13 protein-coding genes and 1 pseudogene are annotated in these 11,921 nt (G+C 68.1%); 4 read left to right on the forward strand and 10 right to left on the reverse strand.

From position 1 onward, the window contains the following. Nucleotides 1-406: 406 nt before the first annotated feature. Nucleotides 407-682 carry a DUF3618 domain-containing protein gene (locus tag AOK15_RS21880; protein WP_055519513.1) on the reverse strand — a complete coding sequence of 92 codons (276 nt, stop codon included), beginning with the start codon at nucleotides 680-682 and terminating at the stop codon, nucleotides 407-409. An 8-nt stretch (nucleotides 683-690) separates the two neighbouring features. Continuing rightward, the gene (locus tag AOK15_RS21885; RefSeq protein WP_055519492.1) at nucleotides 691-1,134 is read right to left on the reverse strand and encodes a phage holin family protein; all 444 of its coding nucleotides are present in this window, start codon (nucleotides 1,132-1,134) and stop codon (nucleotides 691-693) included. 237 nt (nucleotides 1,135-1,371) lie between these two features. Between AOK15_RS21885 and dapA the strand changes: the two genes are divergently transcribed. Further along, nucleotides 1,372-2,274: a 4-hydroxy-tetrahydrodipicolinate synthase gene (gene dapA, locus AOK15_RS21890; RefSeq protein WP_055519494.1), complete on the forward strand. Its 903-nt coding sequence runs from the start codon at nucleotides 1,372-1,374 to the stop codon at nucleotides 2,272-2,274. 150 nt (nucleotides 2,275-2,424) lie between these two features. Here dapA and AOK15_RS21895 read toward each other — a convergent pair whose 3' ends face one another. The 3 genes from AOK15_RS21895 to AOK15_RS21905 form a co-directional block, all read right to left on the reverse strand. Further along, nucleotides 2,425-3,648: a hypothetical protein gene (locus AOK15_RS21895; RefSeq protein ID WP_055519496.1), complete on the reverse strand. Its 1,224-nt coding sequence runs from the start codon at nucleotides 3,646-3,648 to the stop codon at nucleotides 2,425-2,427. After that, nucleotides 3,645-4,199, reverse strand: a complete 555-nt coding sequence (locus AOK15_RS21900; RefSeq protein ID WP_055519499.1) for a SigE family RNA polymerase sigma factor — start codon at nucleotides 4,197-4,199, stop codon at nucleotides 3,645-3,647. Before AOK15_RS21900 ends, AOK15_RS21895 begins: the two co-directional genes overlap by 4 nt. A 169-nt stretch (nucleotides 4,200-4,368) precedes the next feature. Then, a complete protein-coding gene (locus AOK15_RS21905) occupies nucleotides 4,369-4,593 on the reverse strand; it encodes a hypothetical protein (RefSeq protein WP_055519501.1) in 225 nt (74 codons plus the stop codon). A 185-nt stretch (nucleotides 4,594-4,778) separates the two neighbouring features. Here AOK15_RS21905 and AOK15_RS21910 point away from each other — a divergent pair, with 185 nt between their 5' ends. After that, complete coding sequence (locus tag AOK15_RS21910) at nucleotides 4,779-5,054, forward strand: hypothetical protein (RefSeq protein WP_055519503.1); 276 nt, start codon at nucleotides 4,779-4,781, stop codon at nucleotides 5,052-5,054. 181 nt (nucleotides 5,055-5,235) lie between these two features. Here the strand turns inward: AOK15_RS21910 and AOK15_RS42505 are convergent, their stop codons facing one another. The 4 genes and pseudogenes from AOK15_RS42505 to AOK15_RS21920 all read right to left on the reverse strand — a co-directional run bounded on the left by AOK15_RS42505 (nucleotide 5,236) and on the right by AOK15_RS21920 (nucleotide 8,451). Beyond that, nucleotides 5,236-5,364, reverse strand: coding sequence for a transposase family protein (locus tag AOK15_RS42505; protein ID WP_079058624.1), 129 nt, complete (start codon nucleotides 5,362-5,364; stop codon nucleotides 5,236-5,238). 423 nt (nucleotides 5,365-5,787) lie between these two features. Continuing rightward, nucleotides 5,788-7,350 carry a diguanylate cyclase CdgB gene (cdgB, locus tag AOK15_RS42510; RefSeq protein ID WP_240508540.1) on the reverse strand — a complete coding sequence of 521 codons (1,563 nt, stop codon included), beginning with the start codon at nucleotides 7,348-7,350 and terminating at the stop codon, nucleotides 5,788-5,790. Between the two features lie 108 nt (nucleotides 7,351-7,458). Next, nucleotides 7,459-8,097 (reverse strand): annotated as a pseudogene (locus AOK15_RS47080) (caspase family protein); the annotation flags it as partial. 9 nt (nucleotides 8,098-8,106) lie between these two features. Then, nucleotides 8,107-8,451 (reverse strand): effector-associated constant component EACC1, encoded by a 345-nt coding sequence (locus AOK15_RS21920; protein ID WP_063799027.1) that lies wholly within the window; start codon nucleotides 8,449-8,451, stop codon nucleotides 8,107-8,109. A gap of 576 nt (nucleotides 8,452-9,027) precedes the next feature. Between AOK15_RS21920 and AOK15_RS21925 the strand changes: the two genes are divergently transcribed. Both AOK15_RS21925 and AOK15_RS21930 read left to right on the forward strand, forming a co-directional pair. Beyond that, nucleotides 9,028-9,666, forward strand: coding sequence for a flavin reductase family protein (locus AOK15_RS21925; RefSeq protein ID WP_055519507.1), 639 nt, complete (start codon nucleotides 9,028-9,030; stop codon nucleotides 9,664-9,666). Between the two features lie 541 nt (nucleotides 9,667-10,207). Then, nucleotides 10,208-10,507, forward strand: coding sequence for a hypothetical protein (locus AOK15_RS21930; RefSeq protein ID WP_055519509.1), 300 nt, complete (start codon nucleotides 10,208-10,210; stop codon nucleotides 10,505-10,507). A gap of 285 nt (nucleotides 10,508-10,792) precedes the next feature. Here AOK15_RS21930 and dapD read toward each other — a convergent pair whose 3' ends face one another. Next, complete coding sequence (dapD, locus tag AOK15_RS21935) at nucleotides 10,793-11,782, reverse strand: 2,3,4,5-tetrahydropyridine-2,6-dicarboxylate N-succinyltransferase (protein WP_055519512.1); 990 nt, start codon at nucleotides 11,780-11,782, stop codon at nucleotides 10,793-10,795. Nucleotides 11,783-11,921: the final 139 nt, after the last annotated feature.

Below are 11,921 nucleotides of genomic sequence, written 5' to 3' on the forward strand. Positions count from 1 at the left end.
GTCCAGGGCCGTCCGCCCTCGGAGGAGCCGTACGTCGAGCCCCGCGACACCCGGGCCTGGCCGCCGCGGCTACGGGCTCTGCGGGAGGCGAGGGCCCGTACGACGACATCGCAGGACGTCGAGCCGATCAACTGAGGGCGGTGCGGCGGGCCGGGAGGGGGAGCGACCGGGGAGACCGGATCGGTAGGAGGCCGGGAGGGGGAAACGGGGGCACCGGATCGGAGGTCGGCCGGGAGAGGGAGCAGCCGGGGGCGCCAGGCTCGAACGCGCGTGCGTATGCGCACGCGCACGAGGAAGCACCCTCCCGCGGTCACGTTGTGCGCGGCACCCGAGAGCGCGAACCGGGCCCATCCCGGCTCACGCGTCCGCGCCTCTCGGTCTGCTCCGTGCTCCGTCCGGGACCGGGCTAGTGGTAGTAGTGCCGCCACACGAAGACGCCGGTGGCCACGACGGCCACCCCCGCTCCGCCCACGATGACCGCTTCCCGGGGCACCCGCTCCCGTACGGAGTCCATGCGCGCGCGGGCGCGCGCCTTCACATCGGCCTTGGCGGCGAGCTCCTCGACCGTGTCGCCGAGCCGGGACCGGGTCAGCTCGATCTGCCGGCGGAGTTCGTCGGGGCCCTTCGCCCCGATGCTCTCCTTGGCTTCAGACCACCCCTTCGCACCACCGGACGCACCCATGGCCATCATCATCGCCGTGCCCTTCCCTTGATCTCGTCGACGTCCGCCTTGACGCTGTCGAGCGCCTGTTCCGGCTTGGGCGGGGTCGCCCGCTTGAGCTGGGCGCGTCCGACGGCGGCCAGTACGGCCGCGATCACGAACAGCACGCCCATCACGATCAGCGCGGCGGCCCATACGTCCACGACCAGGGAGAACGCCGCGACGGCGGCGCCGGCCATCGTCATGAACCCGACGTAGGCGACGGCTCCGGCCGCACCCAGCAGCCCTCCGCCGCGCCCCGCGCGCCGCCCCTTCTCGGCCAGTTCCTCCTTCGCGAGGGCCATCTCCTGGCGCACGAGCAGGGAGAGCTGTTCGGTGGCCTGTCCCACCAGCTCCCCCACGGAGTGGTGATCCTGCACGCGCGCCCCGGAACGCGCGGCTCGGTCCGGCCTGGTTTCGAGGGTCCCGGTCACAGTTCCGCCTCCTCACATCTCGGGAGACCCCGAGTACCCGGACCGACCCACGCTAGGCAGCCGACCTCCACGGCAATGTGAGGCCGCCGAACCGGACGCGCCGAGGCCGCGCCGACCGTGGCAGTAGCGGATGCGTCGCCCACCCGGCGACCGCCGCCCATCCTCGTAGTAAATCTCCCACATATCCCGTAGAAGAATTAAGTGGAGCTTCACAATAAGCGCGCCGAGACTACCCCCATGACCACCACCACGCACCGCACCGCCCCCTTCGGCCGCGCCCTCTGCGCGATGATCACCCCGTTCACCGAGGGCGGGTCGCTGGACCTCGACGGGGCGCAGCGGCTCGCCGACCGGCTGGCGGCGGAGGGGTGCGAGGGGTTGGTCCTGTCCGGCACGACGGGAGAGTCGCCGACGACGACGGACGCGGAGAAGGCGGAACTGATCCGCGCGGTCCGGGCGGCGGTCGGGGACCGGGCCACGATCGTGGCGGGCGTCGGCACGTACGACACCCGGCACACCGTGGAGCTGGCCCTGGCCGCCGAGAAGGCGGGCGCGGACGGCCTGTTGGCGGTCACCCCGTACTACAGCAGGCCCCCGCAGGACGCCGTCGAGGCGCACTTCCGTGAACTGGCCGACCGCTGCGGCCTCCCGCTGGCCCTGTACGACATCCCCGGCCGCACCGGCACCCGGATCGAACCGGCGACCATGATCCGGCTCGCGGCACACCCCCGGATCGTGGCGGTGAAGGACTGCGCGTACGACCTCCTCGGCACCCAGAAGGTGCTGGCGGAGACGGAGTTGGCGTACTACACGGGCTGCGACGAGTACGTCCTGGCGCTGTACGCGCTCGGCGGCGCGGGCTACATCGGCACCGTCGCCAACGCCGTGCCCCGTCACTTCCGGTCGATCGTGGACGCGTTCGACGCGGGCGACACCGCGGAAGCGGCACGGTTGCAGCGGGCGACGGTCCCACTCACGGAGGCGATGATGGCCTCGGGTCTCCCCGGTACCGTCACGGCGAAGGCCCTGCTCGGGCGGCTCGGCCTGCCGGCGGGCCCGGTCCGGGCACCGCTGCGGCCCGCCGGCCGAGAGGTGGCCGACGGGCTGCTGGAGGCGTACGAAGCCCTGGTCGCCGCCTGAGGACGCACGCCCCAGCGGTAGGCGGGGGCGGCACACGCCCCGGCAGTCGACGGAGGGCACGGCCCCGCCAGTCGGCGGAGGGCGCGACCCCGGCAGTCGGCGGAGGCGGCGCGGCCCCGGCAGTCGGCGGAGGCGGCGCGACCCCGGTGGTCAGCGGGTGGCGAAGACCGGGTTCCAGCGTCCTGCCGCGCCGTCGTTGCCCTTGCGGGCGCCGCTGAGCGGGAGCGTCCTGTCGCTGCCGATGGTGACGAGCACCAAGGCGTTGTGGAACTCGTTGTCCCCGGCCGTGATGTCCCAGGCGATGAGCCGCTTGTTGTCGACCCAGGCGAGCAGTTGCTGTCCGCGCACCTTGTGGAGGTGCTTGCCGGTGCGGGGGTCGAGGATCCACGAGGCGGTGGTCTTGGCGCCGCCCGCGAAACCACCGGCCGCGAGCTTGCCGTCCGGGGAGAGCCGCGCCTCCACCGACCAGTGCAGGTACGTCTCGTCCGGCGGCGCGGGGACCTTGTTGCCCTTGAGGTCGTAGTACTGCTGGTGCGGCTCCATGGTCAGCCCGGTGTACACGGACTTGGCGTCGCCGCTGAAGCCGAAGTCCTGGCGGGAGTTGACGATCCCGTCCTGGTTGTCGGTGACGACCTCGCTCCAGTCGGCCTTCCCGGAGTCGATGTCCACGACGTAGAAGCCGGTGCGGTACGACATCGACCAGTCCGCCTGGTAGTCGTTCTTCTTGCCGTCACCGTCGGAGTCGTAGTCCACCCTGGTGAGGAGGTCGGGGTTCTTGCTGTACGTGGTGGCGACGAGCTTGCTGCCGTCGGACGAGAACTCGGCGCTGGCGACCCCCCGCTCGACCGGGAGCCAGCGGTCCACCTCGCCGGTGAGCAGGTCGAGCAGCCCGATCCGCTTGACCGGCAGGTCCCGCTCCAGAACCGCGGCGGTCCGCATGCCGGGGGCGACCGAAACCATGGACCAACGGTCGTCCTTCACGTACTTGCCGTTCCTCTGGTCGAGGATCCGATACGTTCGCTGCCTGACCGCGGTGTCCTCGGACGTCTTGACCGTGTCGTACGTGTAGTACGCGGCCAGCGCCCTGTCCCCGGCGGCGATCAGGTCGCGCGGGGGCGACTGGTCGGGGTGGGCGATGATGTCGCTCTTGTTCATCTCGCTGGCGAGCCGCGTCTCGTCCTTGCCGGACTCCAACAGCGGCACGGCGACCGCGACGGCGACCACGGCGGCGGTCGCCGCGGCGACCGTGGCGATCCTGCGGGTACGGCGGCGGCGCCGCACGTTCAGCACGCGGTCGGCGAAGCCGGGCTCCAGGGGCGGTTGTTCTGCGGCCTGCTCCCGCAGGGAGTCGCGCACCAGTTCGTCGACGTTCATGGACGCACCTCCACGGGCGAGAAGTCACGGGAAGGCCGCTGCTCGGCCGGGGCCTGGCCGAGACCGGCCAGTTCGGGCGCGAGTTCCCGCAGCCGGGCGAGGGAGCGGTGGGTGGTGGACCGGACGGTGCCGACGGAGCAGCCGAGGATGCGGGCCACGTCGGCCTCGGGCAGGTCCTCGAAGTAGCGCAGCACGAGCATGGTCCGCTGCCGCGCGGTCAGCCGGGCGAGCGCGCCGCGCATCACCAGGCGCAGTTCCACCCCGGCCGCGCCGTCGGCGGCGCCGCTCTCGGGCAGCTCGGCGACGGTGACCTCCCTGCGGCGCCATTTCAGCCGCCAGCGGCTGATCTGCTGCCGGTAGAGGATCTGCCGTACGTACGCCTCGGGTTCGTCGATGCGCTGCCAGCGGCCGGCGGCCTTGATGAGCGCGTTCTGCAGCAGGTCCTCGGCGGCGTGCCGGTCACCGCCGCTGAGCAGTACGGCGGTCTTCAGCAGCGCCGACGACCGCCCGGCCACGAACTCGCGGAAACTCTCCTGACCTGCGGCATCCATCGTCACCTTCTCTTCCCCGGCGGGCCCTGTGTCCCGCCCCTGTGCTCTGTGTGACGCGCGGATCCACCCCCCGCTATGCCGGTACGCCGAAAAAAGTTCCCGGACAGGGGCCGGGGCCCGCACGACGCGCTGGCGCGGCACGGGCCCCGGACTCCTGGTGGCGACGGGCTCAGCCCCAGCGGTACCCGTCACCGAACAGCAGGGTGTGCTCCAGCACGTCCTCCATCGGGTCGTCGACCTGGCCGACGTTGACGAGCCCGATACGGGGGCCGTTGTGCGAAGCCCTGTTGGTCTCGTCGGCATACGCGACACCGGCGGGCAGCCCCCACACCAAGGCCACGCCCACCACCCCGCTCACCACTCGTGCCACGCCCCTCACCCGATCGCTCCTCATCCTGTCCGGCCCTCATCTCGTCGGTTCGCCCTCTGATAGGACTGTGCGTCCCACGAGTTCATCGCCCACCCCCACCGAAAGGTCACGCGGATCAACCCGTACGGGATCATCCAAGAGCGGCCCGACGCACCCCTGGACGAGCCGCCCGGCCGATAATCTGCGGACCACCCAGGAGAGGCGGACCGATGACATCCGACGCGGAACGATCGACGCGCATCGCGGCCTGGGCGGAACACGCCCGCCCGATCTGGGAGACGACAGGCGACGCAGGCGCCCTACAACAGTTCCTCAAGGACAACGACTGCCACGGAGTGGAAGCCGTCCGCGTCACCATGGCCGTGCTGAACTGCGATCTCACCGAGGCACAGCGCGCCTTCCTCGGAGCCCCGTGCCGGGACGCCGAACGCCGCTTCCACAATGAAGCCCTGAAGCTGCTGGAGCGCACCCGAGAAGCGCCATGAACGCACACGCCCTCCCTGTCGGCCTCTGGCCGCGGAAGGGCGCTCTGCGGCGGTCACAGCCGGCATCTGCCGACAGCTCAGGAGCGGTTCAGCAGGAGCTCCGGACGCTGATCGATCAAGCGACGGCACGTCACGGCCACCGCGGGTTGACCGGCAGCCGTCGGCGGTCGACCGGCGTTGGTCAGTTGTGGCTGAACCATGCGCCGACCGCCAGCAGCGACGTCGCCCCCGCCGGCACCGCGCAGGCGGCCAGGGCAAGGACGCCGACGAGAGCGTGGCGCACTCCACGCGGATCACGAGGACTGGACACCTGGGCGAGGCTCCAGCAGTCCGGGCACTTCTTCCGGCGTGGTCCACGCTGTCCCTGAGCCGTCCGAGGCCACTCAGTGGCGACCGGTCACGACGGCCAACGACAGTCGTAGCGAGCGACAGCCGACAGGTCACCCGATTGGATGTCTGACACTGGACGCACCATGCCCAAGCCCTGGAGAACTCAGCTGACGTGCCCGATCCCGCACGCTGGAAGCCGCACAGGGTGCGTGTCCAACTGCGTGACAACGCCAGCAAACAACGGCGGACGAGCGCGGACGTCAGCGGACCATCGGCGTAGGTGAGCAGCACACCAGCCCAAGGCAGACGCCCACTCAAGTTGCTTCGGGGCGATGAAGTCCCCCAGGCCTTCGCGGTGCAACGACTGGTTCTCAACTCCACGAGCCAGAGCACTCGAGGCTGGTCATCTACCTCGCCTATGCTGTGGGGATCGAGATCGTTTTTCCGCCACCATCCGCGCGTCAGCTGCTTTCAAGACTTCATCGGCCGTCATGCCGCAAGACGCCCAGCCAACGCCGAAGCTCGCACCGACCCGGACCGCACGTCCGTCCGTATGGATGGGTTGAATAATCTCGTTGCGCGACCGTACGGCGAGGTCATAAGCGTCGGCATGGCCGAGTCCGTCGGCGAGGATCACGAACTCGTCACCGCGGAGCCGGGCAACTGTGTCGCCGTGCCGTGCCACCCGGGACAGGCGTCTGGCAACCTGTACAAGCACCATGTCACCCACGTTGTAACCGAACCGGTCGTTGATCGACTTGAATCCATCCAGGCCACAGGACAGCACCGCGAGGCCGCTGACGTCGTTGTCCCAGTCGCCCCTTGGCTCGAGCGCGTGAACATGACGGTCGCGCCCATCGTATTCCTCCACTTCTGGTGCATTTATGGCACCGGAATCCATCGGGCGCTGACAGAGACGAGCAGCAAGGCGCGATCGCAACTCTGGAGAGTTGGGCAGACCCGTGAGGTGGTCATGGGAGGCACGGTGGGCAAGTTGGAACTCGCGGCGCTTACGTTCCTCGATGTCCTCGATGTGGATGAGAAGAAAACGGGGGCCATCGGCCGCGTCCGCAACGACAGAGTTGCGGAGCGAGACCCACATATACGTGCCGCTGTGGCAGAGGAGACGGAGCTCCGCACGCCCGCCTTCTGCAGAGGTTCGAAGTAGCGTGCCAATGTCCTCCGGGTGGACGAGGTCGGAGACGGAGTAGCGGCGCATCGCCGAGGCGGGACGACCCAACATGCGGCACAACGCATCGTTGGTTCGCAAGATGCGCCCGTGCTGCTCGCCGTCTATCTCGGCGATGGCGAAGCCACTAGGCGCGTATTCAAAGGCCTGACGGAAGCTCTCCTCGCTGGCACGCAGCGCCTGCTGTTCACGTTCCATACGAAGCAGAGCCCGTTGCATGTCGGCGCGCATTCGCGCCGTACTAACAGCGATTCCCGCTTGGAACGCGTACGACTGCAAAGCTTCACACTGCAGCGGGCCGGGCCTACGGCCGCTGCGTGGTCTGTCAACTGAGAGCACTCCGATCAGCTCACCAGTCGAGTTGCCGCCGCCCTGAGCCCGGGGCATGTACATGGGTGCGAAGAGACGATCGGAGGGGTGCCATTCTCCTTCACTGTAAGGCGGGTGCCCGTCGGTATACCACTGCGGGACATCGTCGTCGTCCAAGACGTAGCCCTCGGTGTGAGGAATGAAACGCAAATCGCCCCAAGCCTCACCCATGGACAGCCGGCGCTCCCAAGCCTCACGAGAACCGACCCGTCCGGTGATAAGCGCCTCGGCCTCGGCGTTCCCAGCCAAGGAAGCAACAACCAAACCACCGTCGGGGCGCACAAGGTTCAAACATGCCAGCTCGAACCCCAACGCGGTCACGGCACCGTCTGATACGGCCTGTAGCGTGTCTGCCAGACTGGCAGCGCGATGGAGTCCTTCGACGGCGGCCTGCAAGTCGTAGGGCACTTCGCCCGGCTGACGCGGCACATAGGCCGCATTTCTGATGAAGGCCGTGCGACCAACCTGATTACGACCCAAGCATTGCGGCTCGGGCCGCGCCTGCCGTCGCAGAATTCCCTGAACTCCTTGGAAGACTGTGTCCAGATCCAGATATTCAGGTGCATCAGCAATGCCATGCGCCAACACACGCACCAGAGCTCCGGTGAAGGCCGTGTAGTCCTCCCCGGGCGGAGCCAATGCGATCGCTCTCTCGTCGGCTGCTGCCAGCACATAAGTGCCTTCCGCCTCTGCCAGTGCTGCAATGCTTGAAGCAGGTGACTGCAGTCCCATGGCGCGTGCGCTGAAGCAACAGTCAAGAATTACGATGCAGCGAGCCGCGACGCTCTCGGCCAACCGCATACGCATCCATTCGTATGGGAAAGCGGTTGAGTGAACGGAGTTCTTCTCACTATCGGGCATGGCTAGGTGCAGGCGCCCCTGACGGTCAAGCAGTCCATGTCCCGCATAGTAGAGGAGCAAAGTGTCCGTGGCGGCTCCTGCGGCACGGAAAATCGCTTCATCCACCTCCCTCATCGAGGTGGGATTAACTAATTGGCTACAGCACGACGCCCCCAGGCCCCACACATCGCCAGCAAATAGATCGACAAGCGTCGACAAATTACGGCGAACCGCAGGCAGGGGCTCAAGACAGTCGAAACTGTCGACGCCTATAAAAAGCGCCCGCGACTTTTCCGGATTGGGAAGCCTGCTCACGCACCGCTCCTACTGTTGCTCACCAAGTAGTTGCTCCACCAGGCGCTGTGCCTCGTCCCGAGAGGAGCCCGTGATCGTCACCTTGCTGCCGTCAGGGCGCTCGACGGTGATGGTCGGTTCTTGTGGTCGAGTGGCCCGCCATGACGCGATGGACACTCCGAGCGACGCCGCGCTGATTCCGTTGCTCAGCACCAGCGATATTAGGTCCAGGACCGCACCTTGCTGTCCTGAAACCGGAGGGGACGACGACCCCATCTCGACGCTTGCTTGGCGCCGAACAATGCGGTCCAAGAGCAGCCATGCATGCAAGGAACGAATCTCGTCTTCGGCCGCGTCACCAGCGATCCGCAACATAACCTGCATCTCTCCACCCCCACAGCATGCTGCCTCACAGCCCGTCAGCATATGGCGTGCCCCCTGGCTCTTCACAGGTGTTGGACGAGCTGATGCTCTACTGTTTCGCGGTCAGCGGCACACCGGATCTGTGTGCGTCGCCAGGCGAGCACGAGTCGCACGCCCCTGCACGGAACTCGTAGCGAGGTGCCAAGCAGCCGTGGACGTCCATGAACGCAGGTGAACGGGCCGGTATACGGCCTCGCGAGGCACCACCGCATGGACGAAGCCGAACGCGGGCTCAGGGGTGGGTCTCCGACGACACGTGGCGTGACTGGAGCGGTGCCATCTCTTCACAGATGCGCCGACCGCCGTTCGACCGCATTTGGGCCGAAACTTGTGAGGACTCAGCGGCTAGGAGCGTGTCCCAGTAATCAACGCCGGGCCTGTCACTGTCATTGGATGATTGCTCCACTCATCCGGAACGCGATGTCGTATCTCCGCCAGCGTCCGCGTCTCACTCACGAGAGAGTCAGCGACGGTTCGTGTTCCTGATCGCGGACCTGTCCGTCAGGCACTCCGCGAAAGGCACAGCGCATGCACGTCGTCCCCGGGCTCAAGGTCCTGTACTTCGGAACTCCGGTGGTGCTGGTCAGCTCACTCAACGAGGACGGCACGGCGAACCTCGCGCCGATGTCCTCGGCGTGGTGGCTGGACCAGTCCTGCATGCTCGGTCTCGGCAACAACGCCCAAACCACCGCGAACCTGCGGCGTGAGGGCGAGTGCGTGCTCAACCTGCCCTCGTCGGCGATGGTCGATGCAGTCGACCGGATCGCGCTCACCACCGGAAAGTTGGCCATGCCGGACTACAAGGCAAAGCAGGGCTACCGGCACGAGCCGGACAAGTTCTCGGTCGCACGGCTGACCGAGCAGGCATCGGATCTAGTCCGGGCCCCCAGGGTTGCGGAATGTCCGGTCCAGCTGGAATGCCGGGTCGTCTCGGCCCATCCCTTCGGCGGTCCCGAACCGCATGCCACTGCCTTCGAGGTAGAGGTCCTTCGCGCTCATGTCGAGGAAGACCTGGTCATCCCTGGGACGCACTATGTGGACCCGCTCGGCTGGGATCCGCTGATCATGAAGTTCTGCGAGTTCTTCGGCGGGGGACGCAACGTTCACCCGTCGAGACTCGCCGAGGGCTGGAACATGCCGCACCAACTCCAGTCGACGACCGTCTGAGCAGGCAACCGGCGGCCCTCGCCTACGAGATGATCACATCACGCCGGGACAGCAGGAATCGCCGCCCTGGCCGACTGACCAGCCGGGCCTCCCCGGCCACGTCGCGAGCCCTGCCGACCGAACACCCAGCGGGCAGACCCCACCAGAGCCCCAACAGGCCCCGACAGGGCCGCCGCGACCGATCCGCCGGCCACAGGAAGCCGAGCCACCTGCTCGTTACTGACCCACACTCCTAGGCGCGACTACGAGTTCAGACACCTATGCCGGCTGTGGGATGACGCCAGTTATGGCCCCGCGCCGACTGGAACCTTCCGGAGGCGCATACGCCGGACTCCGTGGTGACGGCCCCGGTCGACAGCACCCCAACCGTTGTCGCTGTAGCTGCGCCCTCCCGCACCACAAGCGCACCGGCTAGAACGGGGAGGTGAAGCGACCACGGGCGAGGTCACCTCGTCTCAGACGTTCGCCCAGTTCAACACGCGAAGCCGCCGCCGGTGATGGCGGCTTCCCAGGCTGAGAGTCTGGCACCTACCCTTCGCTCATGGTCGACATCGAGCTTCCGCGGAGCTTGGTCGCATTGCAACTCACCGTGTACGCAGCTCGGCTGAGGCTGGTTGAGCACGTTCGTGTGAACGGGCCGGTACGGGACTGGAGCCCTGGCACCGACGCGGAGGGAGCGGATCTGCAAGCCGCCTGCGAGGTGAGTCAGGCCGTGCTGCTGAAGGCGGTCGATGAGAGCGGCCTGGAGCGGAAGCATGGCCGGCGTGCTCTTCGCCGGGCCCTCCTCGCGGCAGCCGGACAACAGATGCCGAGCCAGCCCGGTACGCCGGACCCCACGTGAGTGTTTAACTGCGTCACAATGCCCACGTACAGGGGCGGACGAGCCCGGACGTCTGCGGACCATTAGCGCAGGTGAGTGCCAAACAAGCCCACGGCAGAGCCCCACCCAAGCTGCTTCGGGAGGAAGAGGTCGTTCGCCATATCGTCCACACACGAGCGCCCTTCCGGGCCGTCCTCGGGCCGTGGAAGGGCGCTCAGCGATGACCAACGTCGACAACTGCCTACAGCTCAGCAGCAGGTCAGAATGTTGATCCAACACGCAGCCGCAGGTCACGGCCGCCGGTGATCAGTTGTGGCTGTGCAGGATCTCGTTCAGGCCGCCCCAGACCGCGTTGTTGGGGCGGGCCTCGACCGTACCGGTGACCGAGTTGCGGCGGAAGAGGATGTTCGAGGCGCCGGAGAGCTCGCGGGCCTTGACGACCTGGCCGTCGGGCATCGTGACGCGGGTGCCCGCGGTGACGTACAGGCCCGCCTCCACCACGCACTCGTCGCCCAGGGCGATGCCCACGCCCGCCTCGGCGCCGACCAGGCAGCGCTCGCCGATGGAGATGATGACGTTGCCGCCACCGGACAGCGTGCCCATCGTGGAGGCGCCGCCACCGATGTCGGAGCCGTCACCGACGACGACACCGGCGGAGATACGGCCCTCCACCATCGACGTGCCGAGGGTGCCCGCGTTGAAGTTGACGAAGCCCTCGTGCATGACCGTGGTGCCCTCGGCGAGGTGCGCGCCCAGCCGGACCCGGTCGGCGTCGGCGATACGGACACCCTTGGGGGCCACGTAGTCCGTCATCCGCGGGAACTTGTCGACGGACGTCACCTGGAGGTGCAGCCCCTCGGCGCGCGCGTTCAGCCGGACCTTCTCCAGGTCGTCCACGGCGACCGGGCCGAGCGAGGTCCAGGCGACGTTGGCCAGGAGGCCGAAGATGCCGTCCAGGCTCTGGCCGTGCGGCTTCACCAGACGGTGGGAGAGCAGGTGGAGGCGCAGGTAGGCGTCGTGCGTGTCGACCGGCTTCTCGTCGAGCGAGGAGATGACCGTGCGGACCGCGACGACCTCGACGCCCCGGCGGGTGTCCTGACCGATCGCCGCCGTCGCGCCGCCGCCCAGCAGCTGGGCCGCCCGCTCGGCGTCGAGCCGCTCGGTGCCGGACGGGCCCGGCTCGGCGGCGAGCTCGGGCGCGGGGTACCAGGTGTCGAGAACAGTGCCGTCGGCGGCGATCGTGGCGAGGCCGGCGGCCACGGCGCCGGTGGTGCGAGGAGCAGTCGTGTCGGTCATGGGGGAAACCTAACCGGCCGGGGGCAGCCCAGGCCAACCCACACCACGGCCGTCTCAGGAGCCGGGCATCCGGGGCTGCGTCGCCCCCTCCCATCGCCGCCCCGGATGCCCGGCTCCTGAGACGGCCGTGGTGTGGGTT

Source organism: Streptomyces ossamyceticus (assembly GCF_001418475.1).
In the GTDB taxonomy this organism is placed as follows: Bacteria; Actinomycetota; Actinomycetes; order Streptomycetales; family Streptomycetaceae; genus Streptomyces; species Streptomyces ossamyceticus.